The sequence below is a fragment of the Azospirillum isscasi genome, from assembly GCF_030849505.1.
GTDB lineage: Bacteria > Pseudomonadota > Alphaproteobacteria > Azospirillales > Azospirillaceae > Azospirillum > Azospirillum isscasi.
The window spans coordinates 1-14,336 of the sequence record NZ_JAUJFI010000146.1 but is presented as its reverse complement, the minus strand read 5'-3'; the positions used below and the strand labels follow the sequence as shown (position 1 = coordinate 14,336).

Genomic DNA, 14,336 nt, shown 5'->3' with positions numbered 1-14,336 from the left:
GGCCGGCCTGCTGGATGGCGGGCTGAAGATCCGCCCGATGGTCCTGCCCGACCGTTTCCTCGACCATGACAGCCCGGACAAGCAGTATGACGAGGCCGGTCTCGCCGCCCGCCACATCGTCGCCACGGCGCTGAGCGCGCTCGGCAGCCGCAAGGGGCGGATCGCCACGCTGGGGTGATCAGCGCGCCCCGGTCCTGCGCTTGCCCCGGACGGTCTTGGCGGGCTTGGCTTTCCCGGGTTGGGCGAGGTGCTTCAGCTCCTTGTACCGGTCCAGGAAGAGCGTGCAGGCCCGGTCGGGGCCGACCGGGACGATCCGGTCCGGGTGCGGCGGCGGCAGATGCCCCCAATCCATCCAGGCGGGCGGCAGAAGATCGCGCAGCTCCGTCGCCATGCAGACGAGATCGGCCTGCTTGATGGCGGGCACCTCGTCATCGAAGCCGAACCAGCGGCGCAGCGCGTCCTTGACCGGGTGCAGCCGCTGTTTGACGTAATCGCGGTCCAGCATCACCTTGACCGGCGACGGCCAATCGCCGAGGAACTCCTCGCAGTCGTGCATCAGGGCCGAATAGGCCAGGGGCGGCGGCACCAGATGCGAGACCATCACCGAATGCTCGGCGACGGAATACCAGGGGCGGGCGGCGCCGCCCCACCGCGGCTGGGACGACAGGCATTGGGCGATGTCCTCGATCGGCATGTCCGTGGCGTCCGGCGTCAGCAGGTCGAGGACGAACCCGGACGGCATCAGGATGGCCGTGCGCCCGTCCGGTCTCTTGAGAAGATCGAGTTGCATTGGTCTTCAGCTTTTCCAGAACCGCAGGCCGGGTGCGGGATCGTTTCCAAGTCCGGCCAGAGCCGTTCGACCGGGTCCGGTTTAGCAGATCGCGCCCGCCCCGGACAACGGACCGCGGTGCGAAGATCGCAAGGACCGGGCCTGGCCCGGGAACCGGCATCGTCCGGGTCGGCACCGGCGCGGCGGAACGGAGGTTGCCGCCCGCCCCGCAGATGGTTGTGAAAGTTACAAGTTTAGCATCATTTCTGGGGTTTCCTGACCGCCCGCGGCGATGTAACGTGTGTTTGCGTATGTTCAATGCAACGATACGGATATGGGTGGGCCGCGCCGATGCTGACCGAGAATGTGAAGGACGGGCTGCTGGGCCGCAGCATCAACGACCTGCGCGTCCTGCTGATCGAAGACGACGACTTCACGCGCCGGCTGATGAGCCGCCTGCTTCAGGATCTGAAGGTCGGCCGTGTGTGGGAGGCGGCGGACGGCGTGTCCGCCCTGGCCATCCTGCGCGATCATGCGGAGGATGTCGACCTTGCCATCTGCGACCTGGAAATGCCGCGGATGAACGGGCTGGACCTGCTGCACGCCCTGCGGACGGCCACCGGCAACCCGCTCGCCGACCTTCCGGTGATCGTGCTGACCGCCCATCGCGAGGCCGACATGGTCAAGCGGGCCATCGCCTACGGCATCTCCGGCTATCTGGTGAAGCCGGTGTCGAAGGCCGATCTCGTCAAGCGGTTGAGCTTCGTCCTTCAGAAGAACCGCTGAGCGGGCGGGCTGCATCCATCGAAATCGGACCATCCGGCACCGCCGGGCGTTGCAGGATCGCAAGCAAGGGCGCACCTTCTTTCGAACGCTTGCGTTCCAACGCCCTTCGCACCGGAGACGCCACGCCATGCCGGGGACCGTCCAACCCGGACCGGGTCCGATACGGATCGCCTCGAACCCCATCGCGGACCGCCGCGGGGAATTGGCGCGCGCCGTCGTGGCGATCCAGTTCGAACGCTGGCCGGCGCTCTACGCCCGCTACGGCGAGGCGGGACGGGAGCGCTGCGTCGAGGATGTCGGCTTCCACCTTCTCTATCTGGCGGAGGCGGTGGCGACGGACAGCCCGGCCCTGTTCCGCGAATATGCGGCCTGGGTCAAGGTCCTCTTCGCCGGCATCGGCATCCCCGACGGGGAACTGGGCGAAAGCCTGGAGATCCTGCGCGACGTGGTGGCCGCCCGGGTCGATCCCGCCACGGCGGAGCGTGTGCGCGCCTGCGTGGGGGAGGCGCTGGCCGCTCTGCCCGGCCTGCCGCGGGAGGTGCCGCCCTTCGTCCGGCCGGACGCGCCGCACGGGAGGCTGGCGCGCTCCTACATGGACGCGCTGCTGGCCGGCGACCGGCGCCGCGCGGCGGCGCTGGTGACGGAGCAGGCCGCCGCCGGGGTGAGGGTGTCCGACCTCTACCTGCACGTTTTCCAACCGGCGCTGCGCGAGATCGGGCGGCTCTGGCAGACGCGGGCGATCACCGTGGCGCACGAGCATTTCGCCACCGCCGCCACCCAGGCGATCATGGGCCAGCTCTATCCGGCAATCTTCGCCGCCAAGCGGCGCGGCCTGTCCATGGTCGCCGCCTGCATCAGCGGGGAGCAGCATGAGATCGGCATCCGCATGGTGGCCGATTTCTTCGAGATGGCCGGCTGGGACAGCCATTACCTCGGCGCCAACACGCCGGTGAACAGCATCGTCCACGCGGTGCGGGAGCGGGACGCGCGGATTCTGGCGGTGTCGGCCACCATCACCGCCCATGTCGGACGGGTCGCCGCCCTGATCGCCGCGGTGCGCGCCGAGTTGGGGGAGCGCCCGCCGCCCGTGCTGGTCGGCGGCTATCCCTTCAACCTCGTGCCCGATTTGTGGAGGACGGTCGGCGCCGACGCCTTCGCCCCCGGCGCGGCGGAGGCCGTCGCCATCGCCGAGCGGCTGATCGCACCGGCGGCCCCGGACCGCGCCGCCGGTGCGGCCTGACCGGAGCGTGACGGACGGTGGTGTGGACGGGCTGGTCCTGACCTGCGACCACGACGGGCGGCTGCGCGCCCTGCACCGGGTGGGCGCCGGCCTGCCGGGGCTGGCGGGAAGGCCGGGCAGTCCCTTTCCGGTCCTGTTCGGCCCGGACGCGGTGGCGGGGGCGCTGGATCTGTTCACCAGCCTGCGGCGGTCCGGCCGGGTGCTCGACCATCCCGTGCCCAGCCGGCTCGATCCCGCGGGCATGGTCCATGTCAGCGGGCTGGGCGACGCGGAGGGGCTGGTGCTGGCCGTGGCGCGGGCGCCCGGCGGGCTGCCCGCTCTGATGACCGGGCTGGAGGCGCTGAACCCGCGGCTGGCGGTGCGGCTCGCCCCCCTGCGGTCGGCGGCGTTGGTCCCGGAAGCCCCCGCCGTGGACGCCCTGTTCGACGAGATGACCCTTCTCAACAACGACCTCGCCACCGCCCAGCGCGCGCTCGCCAAGGCCAACGCCGAGTTGGCCGCCAGCAACGAGCAGAAGAACCGGCTGATGGGCATGCTGGCCCACGATCTGCGTACGCCGCTTCAGGTCGTCGCCGGCTTCGCGGAGATGCTGGAGCAGCGGCTGGACGGGCGGCTGGAGGAGGCGGAACGCGCCTGCCTGGAGCGCATCCGGGAATCCAGCCTGTCCATGCGCCACATGGTGGAGGACGCGCTGTCCCTGGCGGCGCTCCAGGCGGGGCGGCTGCGGCTGGCCCGGCGTCCGTCCGATCTGGCGGCTCTGGTCCGGCGGAACGTCTCCATGAATCGCGTGTTGGCCGAGGGCAAGGCCATCACCATCGAACTGTCCGTGCCCGACCAGTCCATGATCGAAGACGCGCTGCCCAAGGCCGACATCGACCCGGCCAAGGTGGACCAGCTTCTCAACAACCTGCTGTCGAACGCCGTCAAATACTCCGACCGCGGCGGACGGGTCCGCGTCGCCGTGAGCGGGGCCGGCGGCTGGGCGCGCGTCCGGGTGTCCGACGATGGGCGGGGCATGTCCCCGGAGGAACTGGAGCATCTCTTCCAGCCCTTCGCCCGCAAGGGCCGGCTGGGCACGGAGGGGGAGGGGACGGTCGGCCTCGGCCTTTACATCTGCCGGTCCATCGTGGAGGGGCATGGCGGTCGGATCACCGCCGATTCGGCGCCGGGACGCGGCTCCACCTTCACCGTGGAGCTACCCTTGGTGGCGTCATCCCCTTGAGATTGCGGGAATTCCACACTTGGGCTGGCGCGCCGGCCCGCGATGCTGTAAAAGGGCCTTCTCAGATGTTGCGACGCGAAAGGTCCATGGGTTTACCCTTCCGCCGTTTCGGGCGGCCTCCGTGGGGAGCGCCGTGAACGACGGCCGACCTCCCGACACGTCCCCGGACCGTCAGGCTCCGGCGGACGTCGACCGCGGCGATGCCGCGCCCACCGGCTTCCCGCCGGTGAACCCCGCTTCGGCGGTTCTGGACGATTTCCTATGCCACGACCACGGCGCGCGCATCGCGCTGGGTGACCTCGTGGGCATCCTGGGCGACCGCGCCTTCGGCGCCCTGCTTCTGATCCTGTCCATTCCGAACATCCTGCCGGTGCCCGGCCTGTCCACGGCGACCGGCCTGCCGATGCTGCTGATCGGCGCCCAGATCGCCGCCGGGCGCGACCGTCCCTGGCTGCCGCGCCGTCTGGCCGCCGTCACGCTGGAGCGCGACGCCTTCCTGCGCGTGATCGCCAAGGCGAAGCCCCAGGTGGACCGGTTGGAGCGGCACCTGCGCCCGCGCCTGCCCGCGCTGACCGCCCCGGCGGCGGAACGGTTGCTGGGCGTCGCCGTGATGATCCTGGCCGGGGTCCTGGCCCTGCCCATCGTGTTCGGCAACCAGCCCCCGGCCTTCGCCATCGCGCTGATCGCGCTGGGGCTGATCGAGAAGGACGGGGCCTTCGTCGCCGCCGGCCTCGTCGCCGGGCTGATCGCCATCGCCATCGTCGCCGCCGTCCTGCTCGGTTTCGGGCAGGCCGGCATGCTTTTGTTCCACAAGCTGTTTTCTTAAAGGGAGCGCCCGCGGGCTCGACGCCATGATTTGGGAAGTGCTGGTCATCATTCTGCTGATCCTGCTGAACGCCTTTTTCGCGATGTCGGAAATGGCGCTGGTGTCGTCGCGGCGCGCGCGGCTTCAGCAGATGGCCGAGGAAACGCGCAGCAAGGGCGCCCGCGCCGCGCTGCAACTGTCGGAGGACCCCGGCAACTTCCTCTCCACCGTGCAGGTCGGCATCACGCTGATCGGCATCATCGCCGGCGCCTATGGCGGCGCGACGCTGGCCGACCGGCTGGGCACGGTGCTGGACGCCAACGTCACCTGGATCGCCCCCTATGGGCAGCAGGTGGCCTTCGCGCTGGTCGTCGCGGCGATCACCTACCTGTCGCTGATCGTCGGCGAGCTGGTGCCCAAGCGCATGGCTCTGGTGAACGCGGAGCGCATCGCCGCCAGCGTGGCCGGCCCGATGAGCGTCCTGTCGCGCATCGCCATGCCGCTGGTCTGGCTGCTCGGCGTCTCGACCGAGGGTGTGATGAAGCTGCTGCGCCTGCCCACCGCGCGCGAGCAGACGGTCACCGAGGAGGAGGTCAAGAGCCTCATCAAGGAAGGCACGCAGACCGGCGTCTTCGAACCCGCCGAGCGGCAGATGATCGAGGGCGTGTTCCGCCTGTCCGACCGCACCGCGCGGTCGATCATGACGCCGCGCCCCGACCTCGTGTGGATCGACCTCGACGACCCGCCCGAGGCCATCGCGCAGGAGATCCAGGCCAGCGGCTATTCCCGCTTCCTGGTCTGCCGCGGCGACGTGGACGAGGTGCAGGGCATCGTGTCCAGCAAGGCGCTGCTCAACCAGGCGCTCCAGGGCCGCCGCTTCGACCTGCGCGACGCCATGGTGGAGCCGCTGATCGTCCATGACGGCACCCCCGTCCTGCGGCTGCTGGAACTGTTCAAGCAGGCCAGCATCCATATGGCCGTGGTGGTGGACGAATACGGCAGCGTCGAAGGCATCGCCACCGTGACCGACATCATGGAAGCCATCGCCGGCGAGATGCCCGAACAGGGGCAGGAGAGCGACGGGTCCGCCGTGCAGCGGGAGGACGGCTCCTGGCTGGTGGACGGCATGACCCCGGTGGAGGAGGTGGAATCCCTGGTCGGCGTGAAGGGGCTGAAGGGCGAGGGCGATTACCACACCATCGCCGGCTTCATGCTGGACCAGCTCGGCCATGTGCCGACCGCCGCGGAGCATTTCCACTGGAACGGCCTGCGGTTCGAGGTCATCGACATGGACGGCCGCCGCATCGACAAGGTGCTGATCCAGCATCGGGACGAAAGCGCGGCCAACGCAAACGCTTGACGAAAATCCCCACGGCGGCGGCGGAACGGTCTCCGCCGCCCCTTCCGGAGTCTGCCGGACCCGCGCATAAACTCATCAGTGATGACATTGAGCTTGCTCCCCGCTTCGGGCGAACGGATAATTGCCGTCATCAAACCGGCAATTCATGAGGGGTCCGTCGTGGGGGTTTCGGGAAAAAAGCGGGTTGGAACGGCCTGTTTCGGGGCGGCCTTGGCTGTGTTGCTGCATCTTTCCGTGGCTGCGCCGGCCTCGGCCCAGGCCGTATACAAACAGGAAATCGATTTGTGGACGTTGACGACGACTCCCGATGCGAAGGGAGAGGTCGGCGTCTGTCAGCTCTCGGCGGCCTTCAAAGGGGCGGACGCGCGGACACTCCACCTGACCGTTTCGGAGAAACGCGACGGTCAGGTGACGTTGTCCGTCAAGGTTCCCGAGATGGGCGCATTCGAGCCCGGCTGGAACGACATAAACGTCCGCATCGGGTCCGGGCCCCAAAGAGGATTGAAGGCGATTTTTCCCAATGATGCTTTCCGCGATATGTTCCATGTGCAAATTCCTTCAGACCAGGACCTGCGCCGTGAGCTCACAAGTGCGAAAGTGATCACCTTTCAGGACAATGCCGGATCTGTATCTTTTGAAATCGCCGGTGGGCGTGATCTTGATAATGAGTTCCGGAACTGCGACCGGTACAGAGTGAACACAAGGTATTGATGCGGATATTTGGGTCCGCGGCGTCCGTATCGGTGTCAATGGCGGAGGGTGCCATTGACACCTGTTTTTATTTGTACTGAAAAAGATCACTGCCTGATATCAAGCGGGATTTTGCTGGATGCGATCGACAGGCAGTAGTCTGCGGCTGCGCCAAGGGCGGTCGTATTCTTCTCCTGGGTCGCCTTCTTCACAAACGTGGTTCCAAGAGTTTCCTGCATGTGCATTGACGGGCAAACGTCGCACGTCCATCCGTTTGTCAGATGCATGGTGCGTCGCGTGAAGTAGTCTTCCACCCTCTGCATCGTCTCATTCTGCTGGCGATTGAACGCCTCGTGGCGGCCAAGCTTGGCGGAAACCGCGCGGCACCATGCCGTGATGCGAAGACCACCCTTCGGCAGCGACATCTGCTCCGAGAAAAGTTGCTGGGCGTTCAGTTTGTTCAGTTTCTCCTCGAATATCCGGTTTCTCTCTCTTTCGTCCGCGAGCTTTTTCTGCTGCTGATTCACCCGGTCGATGTCCTCGAATGCGGACGACGTGCATCTCTGCACGCTGGGTATTCGGCGAGGGTCGGGCGTGAGTTGGAACGTGGTGTATCCGCCTTCGCCTCCCACGGTGATGGCGTAGGTGTCGATGAGCGCTTCAAGCGCCGGATTGTCTTCGTCGATCCTGAACAGGAGCGAGTTCTCCGACGCCCCCTTCATGAACCACCAGCGCGTGTATGGGCCTTTGGGCGTTTCAAGCCAGAGGAACGCGGCTCTGCCGTCGACCGGGCGCAGGAAATTCCTGTCGGAAGACGTGATGGATATTGATACGGCCTTGGAACGGTCGGCGGAAATGGTCAGGGTTATCTCCGCGTTGCCTTTCTTGTAGATATGGACATTGGCGCAGTCCGCGACCGGATCGCCCGAGGGAGAAGCCGGTTTGGGCCGCAGGGACGATGGTTCCAGCGTCGATGGAGAGCGGGTTTTGCGTTCCTCGAAAATCCGCTTGATCTGGGCGATCTGCTGCGGATCGTCGACCGGGCCATTGGCGGGCGCCTCCGCCAGGGGCCGCCGTGTCGAATCCGGTGCTCCCGGTGCGTTCAAGGGGGGCATGGGCTTGGCATCCACTCCGCTCGACGGGGCGGGCGCCTGCTTCGGACTCGTTGACGGGGGTGCCTGGCTCACCGCTTCGGCTTTGACGGCTTGGGAGGGGGGTGGAATTTCCGCTCCGGCTGGAGGAGTGTTTGCGGCGCTTCGGAAACTGTCCAGACTCATGGTCACGACAACCTCGACCGGTTGCCCTTTCAGGCGTTCCGGGGCTCTGAGGTGCCGGCAGTTCCGGAAGGTCATGACAAGGGATTGCCCGACGGCGCGATACACCGGGTCGGAAAAGACGGCGCTTCGATCCACAAGGGAAATGCCGCTGTATTGCCCTTTCTCATCAAAGATGACTCGGGCCGGCAGCGGTCGGCCGTTCAGCTTGCTCATCTCCTCGCGGCTCCAGCAAGATGCAATCTGACGTTCGATATCCGATTTCTCAGACGGCATCATCGTGATGGAGGTGTCCTGTGCGCAGGCGACAGACGTGGCCAGCGCCATGGATGCCGGAAGAGCAAGGATGGCTTTCTTCATTGTTTTTCCTCTGCAAGGCCGCCCATTCCGCCGCATATACGAAGCAGTGATGAGTTTACATGTAGGCGGTGACGCGTTAATGCTTCGTTAGCGCATCGTGGCCTGTGGCACCGTCGCCGGAACGCGGATATTGTGACGACCGACGATCCTGAACGGGTTCAGACGGACGGAATGGCCCAGAAACTATCCATGGCGGGGTTGGCGACGGTCGTGGAGAACACGTCGCGTCTGCTGCACGCCTCTGGCCATGCCGAGGGGCTGTATCCGGCGCAATGGGTGGCGCTCCGTTACTTCGCGGAGGTGTCCGAGGCGCAGCGCACGGCATCGGCGTTGGCCCGCTATCAGGATCTGGCGATTGCCAGCGTGGCGCGCACGGTCGTGACGCTGGTGGACAAGGGGCTGCTCACGAAACGGCCCAACCCGCGCGATGCGCGGGCCGACCTGCTGGAGCTGACGGAGAAGGGACGCGAACTGCTGAAAAGCGACCCGCGCCTCGCGCTGGAGCGCGCGCTGGCGGAAATTCCGGAGGAGGATATCGAAGCCTACGCGCGCACCGCGACCAAACTCCTGCAACGGCTTCTGGAGCTTCGGCAAGGCAAGGCCGAGGCTTAGCCGGCGTTGAGCTGGCGGATCGCGGCGATCAGGTCCTCGTTGTCGAACGGCTTGTAGAACACCCGGTCGGCCCCCCAGGTGCGCGCCATGGCCGCCGTGCTTTCGATGGGGATGCGGGCGGCTCCACCCGTAATGATGAAGATCGGCGTTTGGGGGTTGATGCCGCGCATTCTCTGAAGCAGATCAATGCCGTTCAAACGCGGCATCCACACATCCGCCACAATAAAATCAAAAACCTCCGATTGCAATTTGGCGAGGGCAACTTCGCCATCGGATGCTTCATCCACGTCATAGCCCGCGTCTTCCAGGCTGGTGCGGAGCGCGTAGCGGACATTCTCCGCGTCATCGACCACCAGAATCTTCATCGCCACTCTCGCTCAGCCGTGCTCGGCAAGAGTTAACACGAAGCGGGCGCCGTGGGGAGCCTGCGTCACGAGGCGGATGGTGCTGCCGCGGCGCAGCAGAAGATCCTGCACCACGGCCAGGCCGAGCCCCGTCCCCTGGCCGTGGGGCTTCGTGGTGTAGAAGGGTTCCATGACGTGTTGGGCGTCGTGGGCGGGGATGCCCGGCCCGTCGTCCTCGACGGTCATGGTCGCGAACCCCCCGGCGGGCGGAGCGATGTGAATGCGCAGACGGCCCTTCTGGCCGGTGGCGTCCAGCGCGTTGACGGCGAGGTTCGTGACGATCTGCCCGATCTCCGTCCGGGTCAGGCGGACCGGAACGCTGGGCGCCTCGCTGGTCAGGGCGATGGCGAAGCTGGGCGGCAGGGTGGAGTCCAGAAGGGCGGTCACGTCGCGAACCGCGGACACCAGATCCGCCCCCTCCTCCTCCCGGTCGTTGCCGCGGGCGAAGGACAGCACCTGGCGGACCAGCGTCGCCGCGCTGCGGGCGCTGTCCTCGATGATGGCCAGCGCGCGTTCCAGCCGTTCGGGGCGGGTGGCCGCGTCCTTGCGCGCCTGCCGGCTGAGGTTGAGGACCGGATGAAGGAGGTTGTTCAGTTCATGGGCCATGCCGCCGGCGACCTCCCCGATGGCGATCATGCGGCGCTGGTGCTGTTCCGCCCGCTCCTTCCGGCGCTGCTCCGTCACGTCCCGGACGATGGCGATCATCGCCCCGTCCGCCGGAGAGACCGAAGCCGGCTTGACCGTCCAGCTCAGCGTCCGCCCGGCCTGTTCCGTATCCTCCTCGAAGCCCAGCCCCCGCTCCAGCCGTTGCAGAACGGGGGCGAGGTCGGGATCGAAGCGCCGGAAGGTGGCGTTGGCGAACGCGATCCCCACGCCGGCGGACCGCCGCCGCTCCAGCAGGGCGATGCCCAGCGGCGCCTCCTCGATGGCGCGGACCAGTTGCGCGTTCCGCCCGAGCAGCTCCATGCGCGTGCTGCCCAAGGCCCCGAGGAGCAGCCCCGTCGCTCCGGCGGCCAGCATGAAGACCTGAAGGTCCACGGCGTCGCGGGGGGCCAGGGCGCCGTGCATCATCAGCACGAGCCCGCCGTTCGTCAGGAAAGCGGTCAGCGTGGACGCGGCGAATCCCCACAGGAACCCCACCGTCGCGATGGGCAGGATGAGGAGGAAGAAGGCGCTGGCGGGGGTGGACATCCGGTCATGCGTCACCGACCAGACCAGCAGCGCGGCGGCGCTGAGCGCGCCCGCCCGCAGAACCGTTCCGGCGTGGAGCGGCAGCCACCGGTCCGCTTCGCCGGGCGATGGCCGGATGGCATGGAAAAGGGCGAGGAACACCGGCGTGCAGAGCAGCAGACCCGACAGGTCGCCCAGCCAATAGGCGAAATTCACGTTGCCCGCGATGGCGATGCGCTGCGCGGTGATGGCCTGCACCGCCGCGGTCGAGAGGACGAGCAGCAGGGAGACGGCGGCGACCGCCGCCGCCATGAAGGCGCCGATACCCTTGTTGGTTCCGAAAAGGCTTGCGCCCAGCCACCGCCGCAGCAGAAGGCCGGTCGCCGCCACCACGAGCGCCTGCGGGATGATGAGCAGGCTGAAGCCGTTCACCGTCCCGTAGACGATCAGGTCGGACGGGATGAAGAGGAAGGGAACGGCGGCCCGGCCGCTGTGCAGGACGAAGGCCAGCATCAAACCGATGGGCGGATACCAGGCGCTCGCGTTGGGGGCCACCTCGAACAGCCCCGCGGCCCGGTACAGCAGCACCTTCAGCACAAGGTAGACGAGGATGGCCGGCAGCAGGCGAAGGAGGCGCGGGCGGCTCATGGCGGCGTCACAATTCGGTGACGCCGCTCTTCGGAATGCGGATCTCGCGGTGGACCGACATGCTGAGCAGCAGCCCGACGCCGATCATCAGCGTCATCATCGCCGACCCGCCATAGGACACCAGCGGCAGCGGAATGCCCACCACCGGGATCAGGCCGGTCACCATCGACACGTTGACCATCACGTAGAGGAAGAACTGCGCGGTCATGCCGACCGCCACCAGCCGGGCGAACTGGCTGCGGCAGCTCAGCGCGATCACCACGCCGTAGATGAACAGCATCAGGTACAGCGCCAGAAGGATCAGCGCGCCGACCATCCCGAACTCCTCCGCCAGCACCACGAAGATGAAGTCGGTGTGCTTTTCCGGAAGGAACATGAGCTGGCTCTGCGACCCCGACATGAAGCCCTTGCCGAACAGCCCGCCCGACCCCAGCGCGATCTTCGATTGCAGGATGTTGTAGCCGGCGCCGAGCGGGTCGGTCTCCGGGTCGAGGAAGGTGTAGACGCGCTGCTTCTGGTAATCGTGCAGGAACTCCCAGGCCACGGGGATGGCCGCCAGCCCGCCGCCGATGACCACCAGGAACTTCCAGATCCGCACCCCCGCGGCGAAGAAGACGGCGCCGCTGCCCATGATCAGCAGCAGCGAGGTGCCCAGGTTCGGCTGCATCAGCACCAGCGCCACCGGGATGAAGACCAGCAGAAGCGGCGGGATCAGCAGCAGCGGGCGCCCGATCTGGTCCAGCGAGATGCCGTGGAAATAGCGGGCCAGCGCCAGGGTCAGCGCCGGCTTCATCAGTTCGGACGGCTGGAGCTGGAAGAAACCCAGGTCGATCCAGCGCTGGGCGCCCATGCCGATGCGGCCCATCAGCTCCACCGCCACCAGCAGGCAGAGCACGATCACGAAGATGACGTAGGCCGACTTCATCAGATGCCGCACGTCGATCAGCGCGATCGTCAGCATCAGGCACAGGCCGGGGACCGCGCGCACGAGCTGCGGCTGCGCCCAGGGCTTCCAGTTGCCGCCGGCGGCGGAGAAGAGCAGAGCCACCCCGACCGACGTGATGATGCAGACCAGGAGCACCAGCCCCCAGTTGATCATGCGGAACTTGCTGCCGAGCGTCAGTTCCGGGCGCTGCGGGGCCAGCCCGCCCGACCCGTGGTTCGAAAGGACCGCGACCATGAGGAAACGTTCGTTGTGTCCGGGGGCGTCCGTGCCGGAAGGGCAAGCGGCGGCGCCTTGCGCGGCGGATACTGCACCAGCGCCGCCCCGCGGTAAAGCCGCCCGGCCCCCCGCCCCGCAAAAGGCACGGGGCGGAGCGCACCGGCTCTCCGGCGCCGGGCCGCCATCCTGCTTCACCGCCATCCATCACCGCTGGCGCGGCACAGCCCAAGCCTTATATGGAGGGGCATGCGGACCCTCCTTCTCGCCCTTCTGGCCGTCCTTGCCGCCGCACCCGGCTGGGCCGCCGGCCTGCACCATGACCTGACCGTCACGCTGGAACCCGCCGCGCGGCGGCTGGAGGCCGTGGACCGGCTGAGCCTGCCCGCCGGGACGCACCGGCTGCGGCTGGCGCCGGGGCTGGTGGTGGGGGAAGCCTTGCTGAACGGCAAGCCGGTCGCGGTGCGCGGCAACGCCCTGCCGGTGACCGTGCCGGAGGGCGGTGGGGAGCTTCTCCTGCGCTACGCCGGGACGCTGCCGCCCCTGACGCCCGACGCACGCGGCGGGGGTGGCGGGGCGGAGGGCGCCTATCTGCCCGCGGGGACCGGCTGGCTGCCAACCCCGCAAGGCGGCCCGCCGCCGTCCTGGCGCCTGTCGGTCCGCGTGCCCGCGCCCTTCGTCGCGGTGGCGACGGGCCGTCTGGTGGAGGAGACGCGCGACGGCGCGGGCTACGCCGCCACCTTCGCCGAGGAGCGCAGCGTCGAGGAGCCGTCCCTCTTCGCCGGGGCGTGGCAGGTGACGGAACGGATGCACGGCGGCCTGCGCCTGCGGACCTACTTCCATCCGGAGCAGGCGGGGCTGGCCGACGAATACCTGGACCTCGGCGCCCGCAGCATCGACGCGCAGGCGGCGCGGATCGGCGCCTATCCCTTCGCCGGCTTCGCCATCCTGTCGGCGCCGCTGCCGGTCGGGCTGGGCTTTCCCGGCCTGACCTACATCGGGCGGCAGGTGATGCCGCTGCCCTTCATCCGCGCCCAGTCGCTTCCCCATGAGATCCTGCACAACTGGTGGGGCAACGGGGTGCGCGTCGGTGAGGGCGGCGACTGGCCCGGCAACTGGTCGGAGGGGCTGACCACCTTCATGGCCGACTACGCCGCGGCGGAGGCACGGGGGGAGGACGCGGCGCGGGCGATGCGGCTGGACTGGCTGCGCGACTACGCCGCCCTTCCGGCGGAGCGCGATTCCGCCCTGACCGATTTCCGCGCCAAGGTCCACGACGCCGCCCAGATCGTCGGCTACGGCAAGGCGGCGATGCTGTTCCACATGCTGCGCGCCGAGATCGGGGCGGACGCCTTCGACGCCGGAATCCGCCGCTTCTGGGAGGAGAAACGCTTCACGGATGCCGGGTGGAGCGACCTGCGCCGCTCCTTCGAGGCGGCGTCGGGGCGGGACCTCGGCCCCTTCTTCACCCAATGGCTGACCCGCGCCGGGGCGCCCACGCTGGAACTGGCGGGGGCGAAGGCCGAGGGCGGCGGGGTGGCGCTGACCCTGCGCCAGAGCGAGCCGGCCTATGGCCTGACCGTGCCGGTTGAGGTACGGACCGCGGCGGGGACGGAGCGGCACACGATCCGCCTCGACGGGCGCGAGGCCACCGTGACGATCCCGACCGCCGCCGCGCCGCGGGCTCTGTCGGTCGATCCCGGCTTCGGCCTGTTCCGTCGTCTGGCTCCGGGGGAGGCGCCGCCGACCCTGCGCGACGTGACGCTGGACCACGCGGCCACCACGGTCCTCGCCGCCGACGGCCCCGCCATCCCCTACCCGCCCCGGACCGCCAACC

Annotated in this window: 13 protein-coding genes; 8 read left to right on the top strand and 5 right to left on the bottom strand. The window is 68.1% G+C overall.

Annotated elements, in window-relative coordinates; genetic code table 11:
* Positions 1–178: 178 nt before the first annotated feature.
* On the bottom strand, positions 179–790 hold the full coding sequence (locus QSG27_RS22535; protein ID WP_306710082.1) for a hydrolase: 612 nt from the start codon (positions 788–790) through the stop codon (positions 179–181).
* A 330-nt stretch (positions 791–1,120) separates the two neighbouring features.
* Between QSG27_RS22535 and QSG27_RS22530 the strand changes: the two genes are divergently transcribed.
* From QSG27_RS22530 to QSG27_RS22505, 6 genes are all read left to right on the top strand, one after another.
* On the top strand, positions 1,121–1,555 hold the full coding sequence (locus QSG27_RS22530; protein WP_306710080.1) for a response regulator: 435 nt from the start codon (positions 1,121–1,123) through the stop codon (positions 1,553–1,555).
* 127 nt (positions 1,556–1,682) lie between these two features.
* Positions 1,683–2,795 carry a cobalamin B12-binding domain-containing protein gene (locus QSG27_RS22525; RefSeq protein ID WP_306710078.1) on the top strand — a complete coding sequence of 371 codons (1,113 nt, stop codon included), beginning with the start codon at positions 1,683–1,685 and terminating at the stop codon, positions 2,793–2,795.
* Positions 2,796–2,802: 7 nt separating this feature from the next.
* A complete protein-coding gene (locus QSG27_RS22520) occupies positions 2,803–4,017 on the top strand; it encodes a sensor histidine kinase (protein WP_306710077.1) in 1,215 nt (404 codons plus the stop codon).
* Between the two features lie 133 nt (positions 4,018–4,150).
* Positions 4,151–4,843 (top strand): exopolysaccharide biosynthesis protein, encoded by a 693-nt coding sequence (locus tag QSG27_RS22515; RefSeq protein ID WP_306710075.1) that lies wholly within the window; start codon positions 4,151–4,153, stop codon positions 4,841–4,843.
* A 25-nt stretch (positions 4,844–4,868) separates the two neighbouring features.
* A complete protein-coding gene (locus tag QSG27_RS22510) occupies positions 4,869–6,182 on the top strand; it encodes a hemolysin family protein (RefSeq protein WP_306710073.1) in 1,314 nt (437 codons plus the stop codon).
* A gap of 81 nt (positions 6,183–6,263) precedes the next feature.
* Positions 6,264–6,893, top strand: coding sequence for a hypothetical protein (locus tag QSG27_RS22505; RefSeq protein ID WP_306710071.1), 630 nt, complete (start codon positions 6,264–6,266; stop codon positions 6,891–6,893).
* An 86-nt stretch (positions 6,894–6,979) separates the two neighbouring features.
* Here the strand turns inward: QSG27_RS22505 and QSG27_RS22500 are convergent, their stop codons facing one another.
* A complete protein-coding gene (locus QSG27_RS22500) occupies positions 6,980–8,506 on the bottom strand; it encodes a hypothetical protein (RefSeq protein WP_306710069.1) in 1,527 nt (508 codons plus the stop codon).
* 171 nt (positions 8,507–8,677) lie between these two features.
* Here QSG27_RS22500 and QSG27_RS22495 point away from each other — a divergent pair, with 171 nt between their 5' ends.
* Positions 8,678–9,118 (top strand): MarR family winged helix-turn-helix transcriptional regulator, encoded by a 441-nt coding sequence (locus QSG27_RS22495; RefSeq protein ID WP_306710067.1) that lies wholly within the window; start codon positions 8,678–8,680, stop codon positions 9,116–9,118.
* Here QSG27_RS22495 and QSG27_RS22490 read toward each other — a convergent pair.
* The 3 genes from QSG27_RS22490 to rodA are packed head-to-tail and all read right to left on the bottom strand — an operon-like array spanning position 9,115 to position 12,520.
* Entirely contained in the window at positions 9,115–9,483 is a 369-nt protein-coding gene (locus tag QSG27_RS22490) for a response regulator (protein ID WP_306710065.1), read from the bottom strand. The two genes, QSG27_RS22495 and QSG27_RS22490, sit on opposite strands and share 4 nt — an antisense overlap.
* Positions 9,484–9,495: 12 nt before the next feature.
* Positions 9,496–11,340, bottom strand: coding sequence for an ATP-binding protein (locus QSG27_RS22485; protein WP_306710063.1), 1,845 nt, complete (start codon positions 11,338–11,340; stop codon positions 9,496–9,498).
* 7 nt (positions 11,341–11,347) lie between these two features.
* On the bottom strand, positions 11,348–12,520 hold the full coding sequence (rodA, locus tag QSG27_RS22480) for a rod shape-determining protein RodA (protein ID WP_306710061.1): 1,173 nt from the start codon (positions 12,518–12,520) through the stop codon (positions 11,348–11,350).
* A 228-nt stretch (positions 12,521–12,748) separates the two neighbouring features.
* On the opposite strand from rodA, the gene QSG27_RS22475 reads away from it, so the two are divergent.
* The coding region (locus QSG27_RS22475) for a M1 family metallopeptidase (RefSeq protein WP_306710059.1) at positions 12,749–14,336 on the top strand (1,588 nt) is incomplete at its 3' end.

What these genes read in the sequence shown, in the direction of transcription:
- QSG27_RS22495 (WP_306710067.1), top strand. Translation starts at nt 8,678, where the DNA reads ATGGCCCAGAAACTATCCATGGCGGGGTTGGCGACGGTCGTGGAGAAC.
- QSG27_RS22500 (WP_306710069.1), bottom strand. Translation starts at nt 8,506, where the DNA reads ATGAAGAAAGCCATCCTTGCTCTTCCGGCATCCATGGCGCTGGCCACG.
- QSG27_RS22485 (WP_306710063.1), bottom strand. Translation starts at nt 11,340, where the DNA reads ATGAGCCGCCCGCGCCTCCTTCGCCTGCTGCCGGCCATCCTCGTCTAC.
- QSG27_RS22505 (WP_306710071.1), top strand. Translation starts at nt 6,264, where the DNA reads ATGACATTGAGCTTGCTCCCCGCTTCGGGCGAACGGATAATTGCCGTC.
- QSG27_RS22530 (WP_306710080.1), top strand. Translation starts at nt 1,121, where the DNA reads ATGCTGACCGAGAATGTGAAGGACGGGCTGCTGGGCCGCAGCATCAAC.
- QSG27_RS22490 (WP_306710065.1), bottom strand. Translation starts at nt 9,483, where the DNA reads ATGAAGATTCTGGTGGTCGATGACGCGGAGAATGTCCGCTACGCGCTC.
- QSG27_RS22510 (WP_306710073.1), top strand. Translation starts at nt 4,869, where the DNA reads ATGATTTGGGAAGTGCTGGTCATCATTCTGCTGATCCTGCTGAACGCC.
- rodA (WP_306710061.1), bottom strand. Translation starts at nt 12,520, where the DNA reads ATGGTCGCGGTCCTTTCGAACCACGGGTCGGGCGGGCTGGCCCCGCAG.
- QSG27_RS22535 (WP_306710082.1), bottom strand. Translation starts at nt 790, where the DNA reads ATGCAACTCGATCTTCTCAAGAGACCGGACGGGCGCACGGCCATCCTG.
- QSG27_RS22525 (WP_306710078.1), top strand. Translation starts at nt 1,683, where the DNA reads ATGCCGGGGACCGTCCAACCCGGACCGGGTCCGATACGGATCGCCTCG.